At 72.5% G+C, this 21,643-nt stretch carries 20 protein-coding genes; 8 read left to right on the top strand and 12 right to left on the bottom strand.

The features are described from left to right. The first annotated feature begins 24 nt into the window (after window positions 1-24). The gene (locus tag AC1UE5_RS16740; RefSeq protein ID WP_482925538.1) at window positions 25-1,650 is read left to right on the top strand and encodes a LamG domain-containing protein; all 1,626 of its coding nucleotides are present in this window, start codon (window positions 25-27) and stop codon (window positions 1,648-1,650) included. Here AC1UE5_RS16740 and AC1UE5_RS16745 read toward each other — a convergent pair. Further along, window positions 1,647-3,407 (bottom strand): glycerol-3-phosphate dehydrogenase/oxidase, encoded by a 1,761-nt coding sequence (locus AC1UE5_RS16745; RefSeq protein ID WP_482925540.1) that lies wholly within the window; start codon window positions 3,405-3,407, stop codon window positions 1,647-1,649. The two genes, AC1UE5_RS16740 and AC1UE5_RS16745, sit on opposite strands and share 4 nt — an antisense overlap. 134 nt (window positions 3,408-3,541) lie before the next feature. Here AC1UE5_RS16745 and AC1UE5_RS16750 point away from each other — a divergent pair, with 134 nt between their 5' ends. Genes AC1UE5_RS16750 through AC1UE5_RS16770 form a run of 5 tightly spaced genes read left to right on the top strand, consistent with a single transcriptional unit; the run spans window position 3,542 to window position 9,099 of the window. Beyond that, window positions 3,542-4,255 carry an MIP/aquaporin family protein gene (locus AC1UE5_RS16750; RefSeq protein WP_482925542.1) on the top strand — a complete coding sequence of 238 codons (714 nt, stop codon included), beginning with the start codon at window positions 3,542-3,544 and terminating at the stop codon, window positions 4,253-4,255. Window positions 4,256-4,299: 44 nt separating this feature from the next. Continuing rightward, window positions 4,300-5,799 carry a glycerol kinase GlpK gene (glpK, locus tag AC1UE5_RS16755; protein ID WP_482925544.1) on the top strand — a complete coding sequence of 500 codons (1,500 nt, stop codon included), beginning with the start codon at window positions 4,300-4,302 and terminating at the stop codon, window positions 5,797-5,799. A gap of 41 nt (window positions 5,800-5,840) precedes the next feature. Continuing rightward, window positions 5,841-6,605, top strand: coding sequence for an IclR family transcriptional regulator (locus AC1UE5_RS16760; protein WP_482925546.1), 765 nt, complete (start codon window positions 5,841-5,843; stop codon window positions 6,603-6,605). Continuing rightward, a complete protein-coding gene (gene glpK / locus AC1UE5_RS16765; protein ID WP_482925548.1) occupies window positions 6,602-8,110 on the top strand; it encodes a glycerol kinase GlpK in 1,509 nt (502 codons plus the stop codon). The genes AC1UE5_RS16760 and glpK (AC1UE5_RS16765) overlap by 4 nt, the downstream gene beginning before the upstream one ends. A gap of 20 nt (window positions 8,111-8,130) precedes the next feature. Continuing rightward, on the top strand, window positions 8,131-9,099 hold the full coding sequence (locus AC1UE5_RS16770) for a patatin-like phospholipase family protein (protein WP_482925550.1): 969 nt from the start codon (window positions 8,131-8,133) through the stop codon (window positions 9,097-9,099). Window positions 9,100-9,106: 7 nt separating this feature from the next. Here the strand turns inward: AC1UE5_RS16770 and AC1UE5_RS16775 are convergent, their stop codons facing one another. Continuing rightward, window positions 9,107-10,951, bottom strand: coding sequence for an arylsulfotransferase family protein (locus AC1UE5_RS16775; protein WP_482925552.1), 1,845 nt, complete (start codon window positions 10,949-10,951; stop codon window positions 9,107-9,109). Window positions 10,952-11,006: 55 nt separating this feature from the next. Here AC1UE5_RS16775 and hflX point away from each other — a divergent pair, with 55 nt between their 5' ends. After that, the gene (gene hflX / locus AC1UE5_RS16780) at window positions 11,007-12,323 is read left to right on the top strand and encodes a GTPase HflX (RefSeq protein WP_482925553.1); all 1,317 of its coding nucleotides are present in this window, start codon (window positions 11,007-11,009) and stop codon (window positions 12,321-12,323) included. Here hflX and AC1UE5_RS16785 read toward each other — a convergent pair. From AC1UE5_RS16785 to AC1UE5_RS16800, 4 genes are read right to left on the bottom strand one after another with little or no spacing between them, the layout of a single operon-like run. Next, on the bottom strand, window positions 12,269-12,664 hold the full coding sequence (locus AC1UE5_RS16785; protein WP_482925555.1) for a hypothetical protein: 396 nt from the start codon (window positions 12,662-12,664) through the stop codon (window positions 12,269-12,271). The genes hflX and AC1UE5_RS16785 overlap by 55 nt on opposite strands. Before the next feature lie 50 nt (window positions 12,665-12,714). After that, window positions 12,715-13,419: a helix-turn-helix domain-containing protein gene (locus AC1UE5_RS16790; RefSeq protein WP_482925557.1), complete on the bottom strand. Its 705-nt coding sequence runs from the start codon at window positions 13,417-13,419 to the stop codon at window positions 12,715-12,717. Continuing rightward, on the bottom strand, window positions 13,416-13,850 hold the full coding sequence (dut, locus tag AC1UE5_RS16795) for a dUTP diphosphatase (RefSeq protein WP_482925559.1): 435 nt from the start codon (window positions 13,848-13,850) through the stop codon (window positions 13,416-13,418). Before dut ends, AC1UE5_RS16790 begins: the two co-directional genes overlap by 4 nt. Window positions 13,851-13,893: 43 nt before the next feature. Further along, a complete protein-coding gene (locus AC1UE5_RS16800; RefSeq protein ID WP_482925561.1) occupies window positions 13,894-15,084 on the bottom strand; it encodes a hypothetical protein in 1,191 nt (396 codons plus the stop codon). Between the two features lie 95 nt (window positions 15,085-15,179). Here AC1UE5_RS16800 and AC1UE5_RS16805 point away from each other — a divergent pair, with 95 nt between their 5' ends. Then, complete coding sequence (locus tag AC1UE5_RS16805; protein ID WP_482925563.1) at window positions 15,180-16,130, top strand: calcium-binding protein; 951 nt, start codon at window positions 15,180-15,182, stop codon at window positions 16,128-16,130. Here AC1UE5_RS16805 and AC1UE5_RS16810 read toward each other — a convergent pair. From AC1UE5_RS16810 to AC1UE5_RS16835, 6 genes are read right to left on the bottom strand one after another with little or no spacing between them, the layout of a single operon-like run. Further along, window positions 16,127-17,125 (bottom strand): glycine betaine ABC transporter substrate-binding protein, encoded by a 999-nt coding sequence (locus tag AC1UE5_RS16810; protein WP_482925565.1) that lies wholly within the window; start codon window positions 17,123-17,125, stop codon window positions 16,127-16,129. The two genes, AC1UE5_RS16805 and AC1UE5_RS16810, sit on opposite strands and share 4 nt — an antisense overlap. Further along, window positions 17,122-17,844 carry an ABC transporter permease gene (locus tag AC1UE5_RS16815; protein WP_482925567.1) on the bottom strand — a complete coding sequence of 241 codons (723 nt, stop codon included), beginning with the start codon at window positions 17,842-17,844 and terminating at the stop codon, window positions 17,122-17,124. Before AC1UE5_RS16815 ends, AC1UE5_RS16810 begins: the two co-directional genes overlap by 4 nt. Beyond that, window positions 17,841-18,542 carry an ABC transporter permease gene (locus AC1UE5_RS16820; RefSeq protein ID WP_482925569.1) on the bottom strand — a complete coding sequence of 234 codons (702 nt, stop codon included), beginning with the start codon at window positions 18,540-18,542 and terminating at the stop codon, window positions 17,841-17,843. The genes AC1UE5_RS16815 and AC1UE5_RS16820 overlap by 4 nt, the downstream gene beginning before the upstream one ends. Then, window positions 18,542-19,531 carry an ABC transporter ATP-binding protein gene (locus AC1UE5_RS16825; protein WP_482925571.1) on the bottom strand — a complete coding sequence of 330 codons (990 nt, stop codon included), beginning with the start codon at window positions 19,529-19,531 and terminating at the stop codon, window positions 18,542-18,544. Before AC1UE5_RS16825 ends, AC1UE5_RS16820 begins: the two co-directional genes overlap by 1 nt. A 51-nt stretch (window positions 19,532-19,582) precedes the next feature. Next, complete coding sequence (locus AC1UE5_RS16830; protein ID WP_482925573.1) at window positions 19,583-20,002, bottom strand: response regulator; 420 nt, start codon at window positions 20,000-20,002, stop codon at window positions 19,583-19,585. Beyond that, complete coding sequence (locus AC1UE5_RS16835) at window positions 19,999-21,525, bottom strand: sensor histidine kinase (RefSeq protein ID WP_482925575.1); 1,527 nt, start codon at window positions 21,523-21,525, stop codon at window positions 19,999-20,001. Before AC1UE5_RS16835 ends, AC1UE5_RS16830 begins: the two co-directional genes overlap by 4 nt. Window positions 21,526-21,643: the final 118 nt, after the last annotated feature.

Consider the following 21,643-nt stretch of genomic DNA (forward strand, 5'->3'; position numbering starts at 1 on the left):
GGCGTCGCCGGGGCGGTGGCGTTCGTGGCGCTGCTACTCGTGTCGGCGAACCCGGTTCCGGCGTACGCGGTGTCGCCCGGGTCGCCTGTGGTGGCGATGGGGTTCGACGAGGGCCAGGGGTCGGTGGTGCGCGACAGCTCGCCGTACGGCAACGACGGCGTGATCACGGGCGCGCAGTGGTCGGAGGTCGGGCGGCACGGCGGCGCGTTGCGGTTCGAGGCCGACGACCGGGTGACGATCGCGGACGCTGCGTCGCTCGACCTGACGCAGGTGACCCTGGAGGCGTGGGTGCGGCCGGCGACGACCGGGGCGTTCGAGACGGTGGTGGCGCGCAAGGCGGCCGACCCGGCGACGAACGCGGTCTACGCGCTGCACGCGAGCTCGGACTGGACGTTCGCGCCACCGATGGCGACGGGCTCGTGGAGCCAGGTGTGGGGGGTCGAGGCGCTCCCGACGAACGCGTGGACGCACCTCGCCGCCACGTTCGACGGCGCGTGGTGGCGCATGTACGTCAACGGGGTGCTTGTGCGCGAGAACCCGGGCTCGCCGCTGCAGGCCAGCGACCGGCCGCTGGTCATCGGCGCGTTCGAGCAGCTCCCGGCGTATGGCTACGACGGGTTGCTCGACGAGCTCCGCGTGTATCCGCGCGCGCTGTCGGCGCTCGAGATCCAGCGCGACCGCGACTCACGCGTCGGCACGCCGCCCGAACCCGAAGGGCCAGCCGCGCCGGTCCTCGCCATGGGCTTCGAGGACGGTGCGGGCGAGATCGCCACGGACGCGTCCACCTACGGCAACCACGGGACGATCTACGGTGCGCGCTGGACGAGCGACGGCCGGTTCGGCAAGGGCCTCTCGATGCACGCCGACGAGGGCCACGTCCACGTCGCTGACAGCGACTCGCTCGACTTCACGACGGCGTTCACGATCTCGGCCTGGGTCAAGCCCCGGACGACGAACCAGTACCAGTCGATCTTCTCGAAGGACCTCGGGCTCACATACACGACGTGGCAGCTCTTCGCGTTCAACGGCCCGGACGGCTCCCCGCCGTTCGGCATGGTCGCGAAGGGGCAGGAGCCGAGCGACGGGCAGTGGTGGGTCGTCCCACCGCAGTTGGCCGCGCTGCAGGTCGGAGAGTGGACCCATCTGGCGCTCACGCTCGACGGCGGCACCGCGCGCCTGTATTGCGACGGCGTGCAGGTCGCGGCGGCAACCGGCGTCGGCCCGGCCGTGCCGTCCAACGGGGCGCTCCACATCGGCGGCGCGCGGGTCGATACGAACAACGAGAACTTCGAGGGCGTGATCGACGAAGTGCGCGCGTACGACGTCGCGCTGTCGCAGCCGCAGGTGGTCGCCGACCGCGACACGCCGGTGCGCCGCTCCCTGCCGCCGGCCCGCGGCGGCGCGGAGCAACCGCCCGGCCCCGTACCGGCACCCGCCCTCCTGGCGCCGGTGCCGGCCGTGCCGCCGGCGCCGACCGCCGCCGCTCCCTCACCCGCGGGTGCTGCGCCGGCGATCGGGCGGAAGGCCGTGACGAAGAAGGCGTCACGGAAGGCCGCGAAGCGCAGGGCTGCGAAGCGCTGCGCGGCGCGCAGGACCAAGGAGGCGCGCCGCGCCTGCGCACGGACGACGAACGCCGGCAGGCGCGGCTAGGCGGCCGCCGACCCGGCGCCGCTCGCCGCGGCGCCGAGGGCGAGGATCGGCGCGACGTCGGGCGCTCCGAGGCGCACCGCGTCCGCCGCGAGGTCGTCGTCCTGCTCCTGCGACTCGCGCTCGGCCTTCACGCGGGCGCGGTAGTGGTCCACCTCGCGCGCGATTCGCTCCTCGTCCCAGCCCAGCGGCTCGGCGATCAGCTCCGCGACCAGCTCCGCGCACCCGACGCCGCGGTCCCACGACTCCACCGAGATGCGGGTGCGGCGGGTGAGCACGTCCTCGAGGTGCAGCGCGCCCTCGTGCGTGGCGGCGTAGAGCGCCTCGACGGCGAGGTAGTTGTCGGCGCCCGGCAGCGCCTGGGCCAGCTCGGGACGGTCGGCCACCATGTCGAGCAGGTCGGTGATCTGCGTGCCGTACCGGTGCAGCAGGTGCTCGATCCGCCCGACGTGCAGCCCGCTGGTCTTCGCGAGGCGGTGACGCCCGTTCCAGACCGCCTCGTACCCGGCGGCGCCGAGCAGCGGCACGCGGTGCGTCACCGACTCCGGGACGGCCTCGTCGAGGCCGTGGACCGCGGCGTCCACCGCGTCCTTGGCCATGACGCGGTACGTCGTGTACTTGCCGCCCGCGACCGCGACGAGCCCCGGCACGGCGTGCGCGACGACGTGCTCGCGCGACAGCGAGCTGGTCGACTCGCTCTCGCCCGCCAGCAGCGGCCGCAGCCCGGCGTACACGCCCTCGACGTCCTCGAACCCGAGCGGCCGGACGAGGTACTCGTTCACGTGGTCGAGCAGGTACTCGATGTCCTTGCGCGACGCGGCCGGATGGGCCTTGTCGAGCTCCCAGTCGGTGTCGGTCGTGCCGATGATCCAGTGCCGGCCCCACGGGATGACGAAGAGCACGCTCTTCTCGGTGCGGATCGTGAGCGCGGTCGAGCCGTGGATGCGGTCGCGCGGGACGAGCAGGTGCACGCCCTTCGAGGCGCGGACGTGGAACTGCCCGCGCTGGGCGACGAGGTCCTGCGTGTCGTCGGTCCACACGCCCGTCGCGTTGATGACCTGCCGGGCGCGGACCGCGATCGGCGTGCGCTCGGCGCTCTCGAGGTCGTGGACCTCGACGCCGGTCACGTATTCGCCGTCGCGGAGGAAGCCGGTCGCCTGCGCGCGGGTCGCGACGACCGCGCCGTTCGCCGCGGCGGTGCGGGCCAGCGTCAGCGTGTGGCGGGCGTCGTCGACCTGCGCGTCGTAGTACTGGATCGCCCCGCTGAACGCGTCCGGCGACAGCGACGGGAACTTCTTGAGCGCCTGCTTCTTCGTGTAGTGGCGCTGGGCGGGCACGCCGCGCGAGCTGCCGAAGGCCGTGCCCATCGTGTCGTAGAGGACGAGGCCGGCGCCGATGTAGGCGCGCTCGCGGAGCCCGCCCTGGAGCAGCGCGAGGAACGGCAGCGGACGGACGAGGTGGGGGGCGAGGCGGTCGAGCATGAGCGCGCGCTCGTGCAGCGCCTCGCGGACCAGGCCGAACTCGAGCTGCTCGAGGTACCGCAGGCCGCCGTGGATGAGCTTGGAGGAGCGGCTCGACGTCCCCGACGCGATGTCGCGGGCCTCGACCAGGGCGACCTTCAGGCCGCGCGTGGCCGCGTCCAGCGCCGTGCCCGTGCCGACCACACCGCCGCCGACCACGACGACGTCGAACTCCTCGTCGGCCATGCGCTGCAGCGCCGCGGCGCGGGCGGCCGGCCCCAGGACACTCGACTCGCTCATCTCGTCCTCTCGTTCGTCGTCACGGCAAGCACTACCCGGCACGATAGAACCGAGACGGCCGTTTGACAATGTCGTACGACCGTCGTACTGTGCCCGCCGTCACAGCGGTCTGATGCGGAAGGGAGACGAGATCGTTGAGCATCTTCGGAGCTGAGGTGATCGGGACGGCGCTGCTGATCCTGCTCGGCAACGGCGTGGTCGCGGGCGTGCTGCTCGCACGCTCGAAAGCAGAGAACGGCGGCTGGATCGTCATCACGTTCGGCTGGGGTTTCGCCGTCGCGATGGGGGCGTTCGCCGTGGGGCAGTTCAGCGGCGCCCACCTGAACCCGGCGCTGACCATCGCGCTCGCCGTCAAGGGCGACGTGGAGTGGGGCGACGTCCCCGAGTACCTCGCCGGCGAGTTCGTCGGCGCGTTCATCGGCGCGACGCTGGTGTACCTCACCTACCTGCAGCACTGGGGCGTCACCGACGACCCCGGCGCGAAGCTGGCCTGCTTCTGCACGGCCCCGGCGATCCGGAACACGCCGGCGAACATCATCACCGAGGTCGTCGGGACCTTCGTCCTGGTGTTCGGCATCCTCGCGATCGGCGCCAACCAGGCGACCGTGGACACCGGGCTCGTCCCGCTGCTCGTGGGCTTCCTGGTCTTCGCCATCGGCCTGTCGCTCGGCGGGCCGACGGGCTACGCCATCAACCCGGCCCGGGACCTCGGGCCGCGGATCATCCACGCGCTGCTGCCCATCCCCGGGAAGGGCAGCTCGGACTGGGGGTACGCGTGGATCCCCGTCGTGGCCCCGATCGTCGGCGGCATCCTCGCCACCGGCGCGTTCACGGCGTTCTACCCCTGAGCGCGGCACGTCCGTGTCCCCTGTCCCACTGAGCTAGGAGTCCCATGGCCAAGTACGTCGCCGCCCTCGACCAGGGCACCACCAGCACCCGCTGCATCCTGTTCGACCACGGCGGGCGGATCGTCGCCAGCGAGCAGCGCGAGCACGAGCAGATCTACCCCCAGCCGGGGTGGGTCGAGCACGACGCCAACGAGATCCGGTTCCGCACCGAGCAGGTCATCAGCGGCGCGCTGAGCAAGGCGGGCGCCGACAAGGACGACGTCGCGGCGCTCGGCATCACGAACCAGCGCGAGACGACCGTCGTGTGGGAGCGCGCCACCGGCAAGCCGATCTTCAACGCGATCGTCTGGCAGGACACCCGCACCGACAAGATCTGCGCCGAGCTGGCCCAGGAGGGCGGGCAGGACCGCTTCCGCCAGAAGACCGGCCTGCCGCTGGCGACCTACTTCGCCGGGCCGAAGGCGCGCTGGATCCTGGACAACGTCGACGGCGCGCGCGAGCGGGCCGAGCGCGGCGAGCTGCTCTTCGGCACGATCGACACCTGGGTCATCTGGAACCTGACCGGCGGCCCGGACGGCGGCGTCCACGTCACCGACGTCTCGAACGCGAGCCGCACGCTGCTGATGGACCTCGAGAGCCTCGAGTGGGACGACGAGCTCCTGCAGGCGATCGGCGTCCCGCGGGCGATGCTGCCCGAGATCAAGCCGTCGTCGGCGGTCTACGGCGAGGTGCGGTCGGGCGCGCTGCAAGGCATCCCGATCGGCGGGGCGCTGGGCGACCAGCAGGCCGCCACGTTCGGCCAGACCTGCTTCTCGCCGGGCGAGGCGAAGAACACGTACGGCACCGGCAACTTCCTGCTGCTCAACACGGGCACCGAGCCGGTCCAGTCCGAGTCGGGGCTGATCACGACCGTCGGCTACAAGATCGACGGCCAGGACGCCGTGTACTGCCTGGAGGGCTCGATCGCCATCACCGGCGCGCTCGTCCAGTGGCTGCGCGACAACCTGGGCCTGATCACCGGCTCCTCGGAGGTCGAGGACCTCGCCAAGACCGTGACCGACAACGGCGGCGTGTACTTCGTGCCCGCGTTCTCCGGCCTCTTCGCGCCGTACTGGCGGTCGGAGGCCCGCGGCGTGATCGCCGGCCTGACGCGGTTCGTCAAGTCCGGCCACATCGCGCGCGCGGTGCTGGAGGCGACGGCCTTCCAGTCCAAGGAGGTCGTCGAGGCGATGAACAAGGACTCGGGCGTCGAGCTGGACTCGCTGAAGGTCGACGGCGGCATGGTCGTCAACGAGACGCTCATGCAGTTCCAGGCCGACATCCTCGGCGTCCCGGTCATCCGGCCGGTCGTCTCGGAGACGACGGCGCTGGGCGCGGCCTACGCCGCCGGGCTGGCGACCGACTTCTGGCCCAGCGTCGAGGACCTGCGCGAGAACTGGGCCGAGGACAAGCGCTGGCAGCCGGGCATGCAGCCGGGCGACAGCGACGAGCTCTACCGCTACTGGAAGAAGGCCGTCGGACGCACGTTCGACTGGCTCGACTGACGGCGGGGCGGCCCCGCCCGCCCTTGTACCGTCGTTGCGTCGTGCCCGGGAACATCCAATCGATCGAGCGAGCAGCCGCGATCCTGCGGCTGCTCTCCGGGCGCACGCAACGCCTGAGCGTGGGGGAGATGGCGGCCGAGCTCGGCCTGCCGAAGGCGACCGCGTATGGCATCCTGCGCACGCTCCAGTCGGTCGGGTTCGTCGAGCAGGATCCGGAGTCCGGCCGCTACCGGCTCGGGGCGGCCCTCCTCCACATGGGGTCGAGCTACCTCGACGGCAACGAGCTGCGCACCCGCGCGCTCAACTGGGCGGACTCGCTGGCTGCGCGCAGCGGCGAGAGCGTCCGGATCGGCACGCTGCACCACGGGGAGGTCCTCATCGTCCATCACGTCTTCCGTCCCGACGGCTCGCGCCAGGCGCTCGACGTCGGCTCGCTGCAGCCCGCGCACGCCGGCGCGCTCGGCAAGGCCCTGCTCGCGTACGGCGGGCTGGGCATCGGGCTGCGCGAGGACGAGCCGCTCGAGCGCTACACCCCGGCGACGATCACCGACCCCGACGCCCTGCGCGAGGAGCTGGACGGCATCCGGGCCCGCGGGTGGGCGATGGACCGCGAGGAGCTCGTCGAGGGCGAGGTGGGCTACGCCGCGCCGATCCAGGACCGCCGCGGGCTCACCGTCGGCGCCATCGGCGTCTCGGGGCCGGTCGAGCGGTTGTGCGCGGCGGGCGAGCCGCGCGAGGACCTCGTCGTCTACGTCCGCGAGGCCGCGCGCTCGGTCTCGCGCGAGCTGGGAGCATTGCGCTGGTGAGCCCGCGCTACGTCGCCGCGATCGACCAGGGCACCTCGTCGACGCGCTGCATGGTCTTCACCGACGAGGCACGCCTCGTGACCGTCGCGCAGAAGGAGCACGCGAGCCGCCACCCGCGCCCCGGCTGGGTCGAGCAGGACCCGTCGGAGATCTGGGCCAACGTCGTGGAGGTGGTCGAGCGCGCGCTCGCCGACGCCGGCATCCGGCGCGACGAGGTGGCCGGGCTCGGCATCACGAACCAGCGCGAGACCGTCGTGCTGTGGGACCGCGAGACCGGAGAGCCGGTCGGGCCGGCGATCACGTGGCAGGACACGCGGACCGACCAGCTGGTGCACCGGCTCGAGGCAGGCGAGGGCCGCGACCGGTTCCGCGCGCGCACGGGGCTCCCGCTCGCGACGTACTTCAGCGCGCCGAAGGTGCGGTGGATGCTCGACCACGACCCCGAGCTCGAGCGCCGCGCGGAGGCGGGGGAGATCGCGTTCGGGACGATGGACTCGTGGCTGATCTGGAAGCTCACCGGCCGCCACGTGACCGAGCCGACGAACGCGAGCCGCACGCTGCTGCTCGACCTCGGCACGCTCACGTGGGACGCCGAGCTGCTCGACGTGATGGGCGTCCCGCGCGCGATGCTGCCCGAGATCCGCACCTCCGCCGAGATCTACGGCGAGGCGCAGGGCCCGCTGGCGGGGCTCCCCGTGGCGGCCGCGCTCGGGGACCAGCAGGCCGCCCTGGTCGGCGAGACGTGCTTCTCGCCGGGCGAGGCCAAGTGCACGTACGGCACCGGGTCGTTCCTGCTCGTCAACACGGGCGCCGCGCCGCGCGCCTCGCGCCACGGCCTGATCAGCACGGTCGCCTACTCCCTCCCCGGCCAGCCGCCCGCGTACGCGCTGGAGGGGTCGATCGCGGTCACCGGCTCGCTGGTCCAGTGGTTCCGGGACAAGGTCGGCCTGATCGGGAGCGCGGCGGAGATCGAGACGCTCGCCCGGACGGTCGACGACAACGGCGGCGTCTACTTCGTGCCCGCCTTCTCCGGGCTGTTCGCCCCGCGCTGGCGCAGCGACGCGCGCGGCGTGCTCGCCGGGCTGACGGGCTACGTCGAGCGCGGGCACCTGGCCCGCGCCGTGCTGGAGGCGACCGGCTGGCAGACGCGCGAGGTGGTCGACGCGATGGCCGAGGACACCGGGCTGCCGCTGAGCATGCTCAAGGTCGACGGCGGGATGACCGCCAACCACCTGCTCATGCAGTTCATCGCCGACGTGCTGGACGTGCCGGTCGCCCGGTCGCTGGTGGCGGAGACGCCGTCGCTCGGCGCCGCGTACGCCGCCGGGCTCGCGACCGGCGTCTGGCCGGACCTGGATGCGCTGCGCGCGCACTGGCACATGGCGGCGGAGTGGCGTCCGCAGATGGAGGCGCGGGTGCGCGACCGCAGCTACCGCAAGTGGCGCAAGGCGGTCGAGCGCACGCTCGACTGGGTCGACGAGGACGACGAGGAGGAGCTGCGCTGAGCGAGCAGCCGGTCCGCCGGGTGTCGCTCGCGCTGGGCGCCGGCGGCGCGCGCGGGTACGCGCACATCGGCGCGATCCAGGAGCTGGAGGCGCGCGGGATCGAGGTCGTCGGCGTGGCCGGCTGCTCGATGGGCGCGCTGGTCGGCGGTGTCTACGCGGCGGGGGAGCTCGACGCGTTCGCGGAGTGGGCGCTGTCGCTGACGCAGCGCGACGTGCTGCGCCTGCTCGACGTCGCGGTCAAGGCGCCGGGCGTCATCCGGGCCGAGCGGGTCCTCGCGCGCGTCCGCGACCTCGTCGGGGACCGGCGCATCGAGGAGCTCGACATCCCGTTCACCGCGGTGGCGACCGACCTGCTCGCCCGGCGGGAGGTGTGGTTCCAGCGCGGCCCGCTCGACCTGGCGATCCGCGCCTCGATCGCGCTCCCCGGCATCTTCACGCCCGTGATGCTCAACGGGCAGCTGCTCGCCGACGGCGGCCTGATGGACCCGCTGCCGGTCGCGCCGACCGCCGCCGTCGCGTCCGACCTGACGATCGCCATCTCCCTCGGTGGCGAGCGAGAGGGTGTCGCCGCCGACGCGGGCGCGACCGTGCGCGAGACCGCCGAGCCGCGCCCGATGGACGAGTGGATCCGCCGGTTCCGGCGCGGGACGGCGCAGGCACTCGACTCCGAGACCGCGCGGGCGCTGCGGGCGCGCTGGGCGGGCCCGGCCGCCGAGAGCGCCCCCGACGCCGTCGAGGCGGTGGTCGAGACGTTCGAGGAGCTGCCCGCCGGCCTGACGCGGTTCGACGTGATGAACCACTCGCTCGAGGCCATGCAGGACCTCGTCACCCGCTACCGCATGGCGGCGTTCCCCGCCGACGTGCTCATCACCGTCCCGCGCGACGCGTGCGGCACGCTCGACTTCCACCGCGCCGCGCACATGGTGGAGCTCGGCCGGGAGCTGACCGCCCGGAGGCTGGACGAGCTCGCGGCCGAAGGGTCCGCCTGAGCGCTGCTCAGCGCGCGGAGCGCACGCGCTCGGCCGGCGAGGTCGCGAGCACCTCGCCGTCCTTGTCCACCGCGCGCACGGCGACGTAGCGGGCACTCGTCTTCGCGTTGATGCTCGTCTCGAAGCCGGAGCGGCGCGCGCTCGCGACCTTCGTCAGGGAGGAGCGGGAGGAGCCCGCGAGGACGTCCCAGCGGCGGACCTCCGTCGCGCCGTTCCAGCTCGCCCAGACCGTCGTGCGGCCGTCGTCGCGCCGCTCGGCCGCCAGCGCGGGCTTCTCGCCCGGCGTGCCGGTCCACGGGGAGCGGTAGGCGCGGTAGCTGTCGTTGCCGCGGGCGACGCGCGCGTCGAACAGGATGCGGTTCGACTTCGTGATCTCGGTGAAGTAGCCCTGCGAGCCCCAACCGATGAACGTGTTGCCGTTCGGGAGCGCCTGCGCGTTGCCCTGCGTGCCGGACGAGAGGTCGTCGGGGTGCTCGAACTGGCGGGCGATCGACGCGGTCCTCCTCGCCTCGTCGAGCTTCAGCCAGAGGATGCGCGACTGCGGGCGGATCCGGGGCGCGGCCTGGTTGTCGAAGATGCGCAGCGTCCCGTTCGGGTCCCGCTGGACGTCGTGCTGCCACGCCGGCCGGGCGTTGCGCGGCATCGCGAACGACGACCGCTTGCCGCCCAGACGCCACATCAACTCGCCGGTCGCGCGGTTGAGCTTGTAGATCGCGCGCGTGTCCCGGGCGGAGACCAGCAGGTTGCCGTCCGTGTCCTCGCGCACCGAGTTGAGGTGCGCGTAGTCGTACGGCTGCGTCCGGCTCACCGGGTGGCGGCCGTAGCCGTCGGTGATCGGGATGTGGTGGAGGCTGTGCCACTCGAACAGCACGCGGCCGGTCTTGATGTCGACCTCCTGGATGACCCCGTCGACCGCGCGGCCGTTCTTCGGGCCGCCGACCTTCCGCAAGTCCCACGGCACCGGGCTGTAGACGATCCCCAGGTAGGTGTCGCGCGGCGTGATGTACGCCTCGTGGAAGTCGAACTGGTAGCCGTTGCCGGCCTTCACCGTCTTGATCGACCGGTAGTCCTGGCCGACGATCTGGACCTGGCCCTCGCCGGTGCCCAGCACCTGGCGGCCCTGCCACCACGTCAGGACCGGCTTGCCCTCGTACCGCTGGACGCGGAAGTCGTTGACGTTGCCGTCGGTCAGGTTCGCGAACCACACCGGCTCGCCCCGGCCGTCGACGATCATCGGCCCGGACTGCAGGCCCGGCCGGTCCTTCGCCCCGAACACCTTCTTCGGGGACACGAACGAGTAGCCGGGCGCGACGCCGCTCCTGGTCGGCCGCGTGACATCGACCTCCGGCGGGCGCAGGTCCGGGCGCGACTCGTAGCGCGGGACCGCGCCGCTGGGCGCCTTGCCGCGCTGGCCGAAGAGCTGCTGGGCGAGCGAGCGCGGGGGCGCCGAGCCGCCCGAGCCCAGGCCCTCCTTCGGCCGCGGCGCGGTCGTGAACGTGAAGTCGCCGTCGGTGCCGCCGGTGACGTCGAGCGCGGTCTGGACCGTGACCTTCTCGCTGTCGGCGAAGTCCTTGGCGGGGACGAAGCTCGCGCCCCGGCCGTCGCTGTGCGGGACGAGGTTCCCCGCGTGCGCGCCCGACTCGGAGCCGGTCACCGTCACCGTGCCGATGTCCTTCGGAGCCACGCCGCGGAAGCTGATCTCCGTGCTCGGGGACGCGGTGGGCACGCCGGCGGCGGGGAAGACCCCGACGGCGGCGGCGGGCGCCGAGCTCCCCTGCCCGGACGCGGTGACGGCGACGAGGACGCTGGCGACGAGCGCCACCAGCGCGAGGATGGCGGTGCGGACCTTCATCGAGCGGCCACCCTATTCCCTGGCCAGGCTGGAACGCGCCCCTACCATGGAGGGGGTGACCGCTGGGGTCGAGAACGGACAGCCGCAGCCGCGCGCCAAGCAGCGCGCGTACATCGTCGGCGCGCTCGAGAAGGGGGACGACCTCTCCGAGCTGCGCGAGCTGCTGCGCACCGCCGGGGTGGCGGTCGTGGGTCAGTCGGTGCAGCACCGCGAGAAGCCGCACCCCAACACGTACCTGGGGCCGGGCAAGCTCGAGGAGGTCAAGGAGGCCGCGAAGGCCGCCGACGCGAACATGATCGTCACCGACGACGAGCTGTCGCCGCGGCAGGAGCGCAACCTCGAGCAGGCGGTCGGCATGCCGGTCGTCGACCGCACCGCGACGATCCTCGACATCTTCGCCGCGCACGCGCACTCGTCGGAGGGCAAGCTCCAGGTCGAGCTGGCGCAGCTCGAGTACAACCTCGCGCGCATGCGCGGCCTGTGGACGCACCTCGAGCGCCTCGGCGGTGTGTCGAGCGGCGGGTTCGCCACCCGTGGCCCGGGCGAGTCGCAGATCGAGACCGACCGCCGCCTCGCGCGCAACCGCATCGCCGCACTGCGCCGCCGGCTGGGGGAGGTGTCGCGCCACCGCGAGACGATGCGCGCCGAGCGTTCCGCCACGGCCGTCCCGCAGGTCGCGCTCGCCGGCTACACCAACGCCGGCAAGTCGACGCTGCTGAACCGCCTGACGGGCGCCGAGGTCGGCGTGCGGGACCGGCTGTTCCACACCCTGGACCCGACGACCCGCACCACGCGGATCAACGGCCGGCCGTACCTCTTCACCGACACCGTCGGGTTCATCCGCAAGCTCCCGCATCAGCTCGTCCAGGCGTTCGGCGCGACGCTCGAGGAGACGCGCCTGGCCGACCTGCTCCTCCACGTCGTCGACGCGCACGCCGAGGAGGAGGAGATGCAGGAGATGCTCCGCGCCGTCGACAGCGTGCTGGAGGAGATCGGCGCCGGCGACCAGCCGCGGCTGCTCGTGCTCAACAAGGCGGACCTGCTGACGCCCGAGCGGCGCGAGGAGCTGTTCTTCGAGCACCCCGACGGCGTGCTGGTGAGCGCGGCGACCGGCGAGGGGCTCGAGGACCTCGCGCAGCGGATCGAGGACGAGTTCGAGAAGCGCCTGCGCACGGTGGAGCTGCTGCTGCCCTACTCCGAGGGTGGCCGGCTGGCCGAGCTGCACGACGTCGCGGGCGACCTGGAGCGCGAGGACACGCCCGCGGGCGTGCGCATCCGCGCACGGCTCCCCGCCTCGGTCGCGGAGCGGTTCGCGACCTACTCGGCGTCCGAGAACGGCACCGAAGGCTCGAACGGCGCCGGCAACGCGTAGGCCGCGCGCGCCTCGGCCTGCAGCGCGTCCCACGAGCGCTGCCACTGGCCCGCGCGCGGCGTGCTGAGCGCGAGGCGGCGGAGGATCGTCGCGGCCGCCGCGGGGACGACCGCGTGCGGCTGCGGGTGGCGGAGGCAGACGCCGATGCACGGCTGCGGCGCCTCGATGCGCCCGCACGACGCGCACCACCAGCCCTCGATCGGGCCCGTCTCGTCGGTGGCGAGCGCCCGCAGCGCCGTGCGGGCCGACGCTGCGTGACATCTCGTCGCGATCGGCGCACCGAGATGTCGTTGACCGTCGGCAGGCGACGCTGGATGACATCTCGTGCGCCCCCGCCGCACGAGATGTCACGAACCGTCGGCAGGCGAGCGGGGCGCGGCAGCGCCGCGCGCTACAGGAGGTCCGCGACCGGCACGCCGAGCGCGGCGGCGAGCAGGCGCAGGTGGGTGAGGCTCGGGTCGGCCAGGCGGTCCGGGGACTCCTCGAGGAGGGCGAGCAGCGCGGGCGTGAGGCCGGTTGCGGCGGCGAGGTCGGCGCGGGTGAGGCCGCGGGCCTCGCGCAGGGCGCGGACGCGCGCGCCGACCACGTGCGCGTCGAGCGCGGCGAGGCGCTCGCGGCGCGCCAGCAGCGCGGGCCGGAGCGCGGCGAGGGCGTCGTGGAGCGGTGCGTGGAGGTCGGCGGAGGAGGCGAAGGGCACGACCGTCGTGTCCGCCGGCGCGCCGAGCGTCATCCGGCTCACCCGCACCCCCTCCGGCACGAGCAGCACCACCGGCAGCGCGGAGGCGAGCGCCATGTTCAGCTCCTGCCCGACCCCCAGGCTGGGCACGTGGGCGAACGCGATCAGGACGTCGGCGGACTTGACCCGGTCGCGGTCGATCCGGAACACGTCCTCGGGCGTGACGTGCGCGTCGCGGATCGGGTCGGTGACGTCGCCAGGGAAGTAGACGTCGAGGTCGACCGCGGGCGCCGCGCACACCTCGCGGACCACCGCGACGGTCGCGTCGATCCGCGCCCGCGCCTCAGGCGCGACGCCGGTGAGCGCGGTGGAGAGGTAGGCCGTGAGGCGCGTCGGGGGCGAGGGGGCTCCCGCGCTCATCGCCCCGACGAGCCGAACCCGGCCTCACCGCGCCCGTCGGCGGAGCCGGGGAGCGCGTCGGTGAGGACGACGGCGGGGGCGGCGAAGGGCACCACCAGCAGCTGCGCGATCCGGTCGCCCGCGGCGCCCGCGAACGCCTCCTCGCCGAGGTTGACCAGGATCACCTTGACCTCGCCGCGGTACGACGGGTCGATCAGCCCCGGCCCGTTGACGACGGAGATCCCGTGCCGTGCCGCGAGCCCCGACCGCGGCACCACGAGGCCCGCGTGCCCGTCCGGCAGCGCGATCGCCACGCCGGTCGGCACCGTCGCCCGTGCGCCGGGCGCCAACACGAAGTCCTCCACCGCAGCGAGGTCGTAGCCGGCGTCGCCGGCGCGCGTCCGCGCAGGCGGCTTCGCGGCGGGGTGGAGGAGGCGGACCGAGAGCTCCATGAAGCCGCGCACCCTAACGCGCGGCGCATGTACATCACGCGTTCTAGCCGGCGAGTAACCCGACCGCGCCGCCAGCGACCGCGCCTGCGACGGCGGCTACCGCGGTCACACGCATCAGCGCGCCGTTGTCCAGCCGTGTCGCTGCCTCTTCGACTCCCGATCGCATCAGATCGAGATCGAGGGAACGGACGCGATCAACCTCGTCGGTGTAGTCCTGCTCAAAAAGCTGGACAAGCCCGCGCTCGGCCGCTCTTGTCTCGAACTCGAAGAGCTGGCCGTCCCACTGGCGTCGCAGAGTCTCGATATTCGTCAGGGCAAGCCAGATGCGCGCGATGCGGGCGCGCGACTCGCGGTGCCATCCGTGCATTTGCCATCGCTGCATCATCCGCATACGCAACGGCGCCCTCAGCAACTGTGCGCGCTGGTAATCCGTGCCGACCAGTTGGCCGAGTGTCTGGCGCGTGTCGGATTCGACCTCGAGTATGCGCCGGCCAAGGTTCTTGAGCCAGGCAAACTCCTCAGCGGGGATCCGGAGATCGCTGAACACGAATGCGACTGGATCTTCAATCTCGGCGGGGACCGCCGCGTCTACCTCCCCCCACCATCCGCTCGGGCGGTACTCGACGTCGGCGGCGTCCGAGGCGCCTGCGCTGAGCCGAAGTGTCGTATGTGCGAAGTCGTTGTGACAGTTGGGTGAGCAAGCCTGCACATAGAGGACCAGACCTCGTCGTGCAAGTGCATCTCGCAACAGGTCGACGACGACATGGCCGCCGGACATCGGTAGCGCCTTATCCGCGGGGGCAGTCCACACCACGAGAGCGACGACGCCGTCCCAGAGAACGTCGTACTTCGTGGGTAGCTCGTCCTCCTCCATCATCCGCCTTTGGTTCTTTGCGGGTACCTCAACAGAGAAACGGATCCAGCTGCTCAGCCGCAACGTGTGCAGTGCGTCCGCGCCCGTGATCAGGTACTCCGGATGAGCCGGCGCCGGGAACGCTACGCGGGCTGCGCACCAGGCCTCGTCTAGGCGCTCGGGCGGACTGACTTCAACAACCCGTGGATCCTCTTCGAGAGCCTCGACGATCACGCCGACCAGCTCACCGTACGGCTGGGTCCACGGCGTCGTGCTCGCGAGAACGAAGGTCCCGAACCGTCCGGCGACGATCGAGTCGACGCCGTTGTCATGCGTCTTTGGGAGGGCGGTGACGCGACGCGCCGGAACGTGTGTGCTCATACGCACAATCTACCTCTGGTGGTCGTCGTTCGTGAAGTGGCGGCGTGGGGCGCGGCGGGCTCAACCACGCCCTCTGACTGTCGATCACCAAGGCAATGGCTCGCCGTTATGTCCCCCTTCTCACGCTCGTCCTCGCGCTCGTGATGACCTCCGCGGCCACCGCGCGCTCGGGGTCGCTCGGCGTCGACCACATGAGCGGCTCCGGCCGCGCCGACACGCTCCACGGGCTCGGCGGCAACGACCGCCTGCTCGGCCAGGGCGGCGGCGACCGGCTCCACGGCGGCAGCGGCAACGACGCGATCAGCGGCGGCAGCGGCGTCGACCGGATCGACGGCGGCGACGGGGACGACACCGTGCACGGCGGCAGCGGGAACGACCGCATCGTCGAGGCGCGGTTCGGCGACGACCGGCTCTACGGCGACGCGGGCGACGACCTCATCAACGGCGCGCGCGGCAACGACTTCATCAGCGGCGGCAGCGGCGACGACACGATCTACGGCGGCCCGGGCAAGAACCGTGTCGACTGCGGTCCGGGCTTCGACACGCTCCACTACGAGAGCATCGGCACCGCCCGCCGCGCGTCCGGCTGCGAGCGCAAGGTCCGCGTGGACTCCTCCATCAACGGCCGTCTGTGCAGCTCCGGCGGCACGAACGCCGACGAGGCGCTCCGCGGCGGCAACGGCGCGGACACGTGCCGCGGCGAGGGCGGCAGGGACGACCTCGAGGGCGCGGGCGGCAGCGACGACCTCTTCGGCGGCGCCGGCAACGACCGCCTCTTCGGCCGCTTCGGCAACGACCTCCTCGTCGGCGGCCCCGGCAGCGACGAGCTCGAGGGCGGCCGCGGCGACGACAACCTGCAGGGCGGCTCCGGCGCCGACAAGATCAACGGCGGCTACGGCCGCGACCGCATCGACGCGGGCCCCGGCAACGACGTCGTCAACGCCGGCTGGGGCGAGCGCGGCGAGATCGTGGACTGCGGCCCGGGCCACGACGTCGTGCGCCGTGGCCCGGGTGACCGCTATCGCAACTGCGAGGTCGTCCGCTAGGACGCGGAGACCAGGCCCGACTCCTGGAGGTACTGCCCGGCGACGGCCTCGGGCGTCTCCTTGTCGAGGTCGACGCGGGCGTTGAGCTCCTGCATCACCTCGTCGGTCAGGCCCTGGTTGACCTGGTCGATGACCTTCGTCAGGTCGCCGCCCGCCGCCTGCGCGACGTCGTCACGCACGACGAACGTCGAGTTGTAGGGCGGGAACATGCCCTTGTCGTCCTCGAGCAGCGTGATCTTGTCGCGCTTGTTCTGCGGGTCGGTCGTGAACACGATCGAGGCCACGTCGTCGCCCCGGTCGAGGACCTCGTGGCGCAGGTCGATCTCGACCGGTGTGAACTTCTTGAACTTCAGGCCGTAGGTCTGCTCGAGACCGAGCAGGCAGTCCGTGCGCTGGCGGCACTCGGGCGAGCCGTAGAGCGTGAACTTGTCCTGGACCTTCGACAGGTCGCTGATCTTCACGAGCCCGTTCGCCTTGGCCACGGCCTCCTTCACGCCGACCTCGTTGGAGGACGTGAACGGCGTGGGCGGCAGCGCGGTCAGGCCGTCCTTGGCGAAGCACTCCTTCGCGTCCTGGAAGGCCTTGTCCGGGTCCTTGGGGATGTCGTCGGTGGGCACCTCGCAGAGCGAGAGGAGCGCCGTGCCGGTGTACTCGGGGTAGCCGTCGATCGCCTTGGACTTCAGCGCCTGCTGGGCGGTCTTCTCGTCCCCGAGGTTCAGCTCGGTCTTCACCGTGTAGCCCGCGGCCGCGAGGCCCTGGGCGTAGATCTCGCCGAGGATCTTCTGCTCGGTGAAGTTCTTCGAGCCGACGGTGATCGTCGTCGAGGCGTTGGCCTCGTTCTTCTGGATGCCCGTGCCCGAGGCCGTCGAGCCGGTCTCGGTCTGGGCGGCCGGCGCCTCGGACGCGCCAGAGTCCTCCTCGTCGTCGCCGCACGCGGCGAGCGCCAACATGCAGGCGAACAGCGAAAGAAGAGCGAACAGGGAGCGGTGCTTCACGTGGCCTCCTGGAGCCTCGTCGTGGTGGGAGTGAACCGGCGCTGGACCCCGGCGAGCCCGACCTCGGTTGCGACGGCGAGCAACGCCACCACGATCGAGGCCCCGAGCCTGCCGGCGTCCCCGTAGACGCCGTAGGAGATGATCGGGTCGCCAAGCGACGCGACCCCGGCGAGCGGCGCGATCGTCGCCGTGGCGACGACGTTGACCGCCGACGTGCGGATGCCGCCGATGACGAGCGGAGCGGCCAGCGGCAGCTCCACCCGGCGGGCCACCTGCAACCCGCTCATGCCCATCCCGCGCGCCGCGTCCACGGCGTCGGGATCGACCCCGCGCACGCCGGTGTACGTGTTCGCGAGGATCGGCGGCACGGCGAGCAGCGCGAGCGCGAGCATCACGTTCGCGAAGCCGGTGCCGAGGTAGGCGACGAAGAAGACGATGAGCGCGATCGACGGGACCGCGCGGCCGACGTTGGCCACGCCGATCGGCAGGAACGAGCCGCGCCGCGTGTGGCCCAGCCACAGCCCGAGCGGCAGCGCGACGAGCGTGCCGACGAAGAGCGCCGTGACGGACAGGACGAGGTGGTCCCACAGCAGCCGCAGGACCTCGGCACCGCCGATCTCGGACCCGCCCGCGCGCGACTCCTGCGAGGTGAAGATGAAGTCGAGCGCGTCGCCGAAGTCCGACGACAGCGACGCCATGACGGGTGCCGCGCCGCTCACCGGGCGGCCTCCGCGCGCGTCCACGGGGTCGTCAGCCGCTGCGCGAGGAGCACGAGCGCGTCGAGCGCCGCCGCCAGCGCCACGCACAGCCCGCCCGCGACGATCACGTTCGACTTGAACGTCTTGTCGGCGTTGAGCTGCTCGCCCAGCCCGCCGGCGCCCGCGAAGAACGCCAGCGCCGCGAGCCCGACGGTCGTCGTCAGCGCCACGCGCAGCCCGGCGCAGATCGCCGGCCGGGCGAGCGGCAGCTCGACCTGCCACAGCAGCTGCCGCGAGGACAGCCCCATCCCGCGGCCCGCGTCGCGCGCCTCCTCCGGCACGCCCGCGAGGCCCTCGTAGATGTTGCGGAAGAGGATCAGCAGCGTGTAGCCGGTGAGCGCGATGATCGCGGTCGTGTTGCCGCGGCCGGTGATCGGCAGGAGCAGGAAGAACAGCGCGACGCTCGGGATCGTGTAGAGGATCCCGGTGACGTTGGTGATCGGCCCTACGAGCCACCGGCGCCGGTGCGCGAGCAGCGCCAGGCCGAACGCGATCACGAACCCGATCCCGACCGACACGACCGTCAGGTAGACGTGCTGCCAGAACGGGTCGACGTACCGGTCGAAGTTGTCGACGATCCAGTCCGGGCAGAAGCCGTTGTCCTGCACGCAGGACGCGGCGTCCGTCGAGCGGTCGCGGATCTCGACCTGCGCCAGCATCAGCCCACCGCCGGGTCGGGCGCCCCCGACGCGTCGTGCTGCAGCGCGGTGTGGACGGTGTCGAGCGTCACGACCCCGACCACGGTGCCACCGCCGTCCACGACCGCCAGGCGCGGCTCGGGCGCGGCGAGCAGGAGCGAGACCGCGTCCTGGACCGGCGTGTCGGCCGTGAGCGGCGCGCCGTCGGGCGTCCCGCCGTCCGCCGCCTCCAGCGGCAGCTCGCCGACGCGCAGGAGCGACAGGCGCTTGAGCGCGCGGTCGCGGCCCACGAACTGGGCGACGAAGTCGTCGGCGGGGTGGAGCAGCAGGTCCGCGGGCGGCGCGTACTGCGCGAGCACGCCGCCGACCTTCATCACCGCGATCCGGTCGCCCATCTTGATCGCCTCGTCGATGTCGTGCGTGACGAAGAGGATCGTCTTGCGGATCTCGCCCTGGAGGCGCAGGAACTCGTCCTGGAGCCGGTCGCGCGCGATCGGGTCGATGGCGCCGAACGGCTCGTCCATCAGCAGCAGCGGCGGGTCGGCCGCGAGCGCACGCGCGACGCCGACGCGCTGGCGCTGGCCGCCGGACAGCTGCGCCGGGAAGCGCTTGGCGAGCGACCGCTCCAGCCCGACGAGGTCGAGCAGCTCGTCGACCCGCGCGGCGGTCCGCTTGCGGTCCCAGCCCTCCAGCTCCGGCACCGTCGCGATGTTCTGCGCGACCGTGCGGTGGGGGAACAGGCCGATCTGCTGGATGACGTAGCCGATCGAGCGCCGCAGCCGGTCGACCTGCGTCTCGCGGACGCTGCGCCCGTCGAGCAGTATGTCGCCGGAGGTCGGCTCGATCATGCGGTTGACCATCCGCATCGCGGTGGTCTTGCCGCAGCCGGACGGGCCGACGAGGATGCAGATCTCCCCGGCCGGCACTTCCAGGGAGAGGTCGCGGACCGCCGGATCGGCGGCCCCGGGGTAGCGCTTGGACGCCTGCCGGAACTCGAGGGTGGCCGCCATACGTTGTCGATCGAACCTATCGAATAGGGCGGACCGACCGTCGTTAGCCGGTTACGGCAGCTCGACCCGCTTGAGCCACCACTGGCGCAGCTCGCCGATGAGCTGCACGAACTCGTCGAGCTCCACGGGCTTGCTCACGAACGACGACGCGTGCAGCTCGTAGGCCTTCTTGACGTCACCTGGCGCACGCGAGGTCGTCAGCACGACGACGGGCGTGCGGCGCACGCGCGGGTTCGGGTGGTTGCGAACCTGCTCGAGCACCTCGAAGCCCGACATCTTGGGCAGGCCGAGGTCGAGCAGGATCAGCCGCGGCGGGGACTCGGGGTCCTCGTCGAGCTCCTTCAGCGCCGACTCGCCGTCGCGCGCGACGCGCAGCACGTCCGGCAGGCCCTCGCGCTCGAAGGCCAGCTCGCAGAACGCGACGTGGACCTCGGCGTCCTCGACGAGGAGGACGTCGCCGGCGGCGGTCATCGCAGCTTCCGTTCGGCGGGCTCGAGGGAGACGACGAAGCGCGAGCCGCGGCCGGGCTCGGACTCGACGCGGACCGTGCCGCCGGAGCGCTCGACGATCCGCTTGACGAGGGCGAGGCCGACGCCGGTGCCCTCGACCTCCTCCTCGGTGTGCAGGCGGCGGAACATCTCGAAGATGCGCGCGTGGTGCTCGGGCGGGATGCCGATGCCGTTGTCGGCGACGGCGATCTCCCACGCGCCGTTCACGCGCTCTGCCTCTGCATGGACCTCGGGGGCATTCTCACCTCGGTATTTGACCGCATTTCCAATGAGGTTGGTGAAAACCTGAACGAGCTGGCCGGGATCACCGGTCACGACCGGCAGCTCGCCGCGGCTCACCCGAGCATCGGCGGATTCGATCGTCGTCTTGAGCTGCTCGACGGCCGAGTCCCAGGCGTCGTCGAGCGGCACCGGCCTGAGCGGCCGGTCCTCGCGCCCGACGCGCGAGTAGGCGAGCAGGTCGTCGATCAGCCCGGCCATGTGCCTCGTGCCCTTCTGGGCCTGGTCGATGTACTCGTGGTCGCGCTCGGTGAGCCGGTCGCCGGCCTGGTGCTCGAGCAGCTGGAGGAACCCGGACACCGTCCGCAGCGGCATCTGCAGGTCGTGCGAGGCGAGGAACGCGAACCGCTCGAGCTCCTCGTTGGAGCGCTGCAGCTCGACCGTCATCTGGTCCGCCAGCGCCTTCGCGCGCCGGGTCGCCGACGACATCGCCTGCACGGTCGCGCCGGCGAGCAGCGAGACGACGAGGCCGAGGCCCGCGATCAGCCACGGGATCGCCTCCTCCGAGCCGCTCACCAGCTCCGCGCCGGGGCGGAAGTAGACCTGCCAGCGGCGGCCCGCGACGGCGAGCGGCAGCACGCGGCTGGCCTCCTCGTCGCGCGACGGCGCGTTCGGGCCGCCCTGGAGGTCGAACGCCTGCGAGCCCGCGCGCAGGCGGGCCGGGACCGGGTCGTCGACCGAGCCGACGTCGTAGATCTCCAGGTCGTCGCGCTGGGTCGCGATGCCGCTCATCAGGTCGGGCAGGCGCAGCGCGGCGTACGCGACGCCGCGGAAGCGCTCCTGGCGCTCGGACGCCGGCGGCGACTGGTCCTCGCCGCGGTACATCGGCAGCAGCACGAGCACGCCCTGCTCGTCGCCGGACTCGGTGACGAACGTGAGCGGCGCGGTCGCCGCCGGGCGCGCGAGGTCGCGGGCGCGCGTGACGGCCTTGCGGCGGTTGAACTCGGACAGCAGGTCGAACCCGAACGCGCGCTGCAGCCCCGCGACCGGGTGCGTGAAGTCGACGACGACGCTGAGCGGGCGCTGGGCGTTGGGGCGGATCGCGAACCGCGGGTACGGCAGGCCGCTGACGCCAGCGTCGTAGTCGATGCGGTCGATGAACTCGTCGCGGTCCTGGAGCGTCGTGACCTCCGCCACGCCGAGCGAGAGCGCGCCGGGGAAGCGCTCCTGGATTCGCTGACCCGCCATGTACGTCTCGAACTGCACGCGGCTGGGATCGCGCACCTGGAACAGGCCGCGGATGCCGTACGTCTTCTCCAGGTAGGTGCCGACGCGGCGGTCGATCGTCGACGCGATCGCGGCCGCCCGCTCGGTCAGCGCGTCG

The organism is Parviterribacter multiflagellatus, from assembly GCF_056863265.1.

What these genes read in the sequence shown, in the direction of transcription:
- AC1UE5_RS16800 (WP_482925561.1), bottom strand. Translation starts at nt 15,084, where the DNA reads ATGAGCACACACGTTCCGGCGCGTCGCGTCACCGCCCTCCCAAAGACG.
- AC1UE5_RS16745 (WP_482925540.1), bottom strand. Translation starts at nt 3,407, where the DNA reads ATGAGCGAGTCGAGTGTCCTGGGGCCGGCCGCCCGCGCCGCGGCGCTG.
- AC1UE5_RS16830 (WP_482925573.1), bottom strand. Translation starts at nt 20,002, where the DNA reads ATGACCGCCGCCGGCGACGTCCTCCTCGTCGAGGACGCCGAGGTCCAC.
- AC1UE5_RS16775 (WP_482925552.1), bottom strand. Translation starts at nt 10,951, where the DNA reads ATGAAGGTCCGCACCGCCATCCTCGCGCTGGTGGCGCTCGTCGCCAGC.
- dut (WP_482925559.1), bottom strand. Translation starts at nt 13,850, where the DNA reads ATGGAGCTCTCGGTCCGCCTCCTCCACCCCGCCGCGAAGCCGCCTGCG.
- AC1UE5_RS16790 (WP_482925557.1), bottom strand. Translation starts at nt 13,419, where the DNA reads ATGAGCGCGGGAGCCCCCTCGCCCCCGACGCGCCTCACGGCCTACCTC.
- AC1UE5_RS16825 (WP_482925571.1), bottom strand. Translation starts at nt 19,531, where the DNA reads ATGGCGGCCACCCTCGAGTTCCGGCAGGCGTCCAAGCGCTACCCCGGG.
- AC1UE5_RS16820 (WP_482925569.1), bottom strand. Translation starts at nt 18,542, where the DNA reads ATGCTGGCGCAGGTCGAGATCCGCGACCGCTCGACGGACGCCGCGTCC.
- glpK (WP_482925544.1), top strand. Translation starts at nt 4,300, where the DNA reads ATGGCCAAGTACGTCGCCGCCCTCGACCAGGGCACCACCAGCACCCGC.
- AC1UE5_RS16805 (WP_482925563.1), top strand. Translation starts at nt 15,180, where the DNA reads ATGGCTCGCCGTTATGTCCCCCTTCTCACGCTCGTCCTCGCGCTCGTG.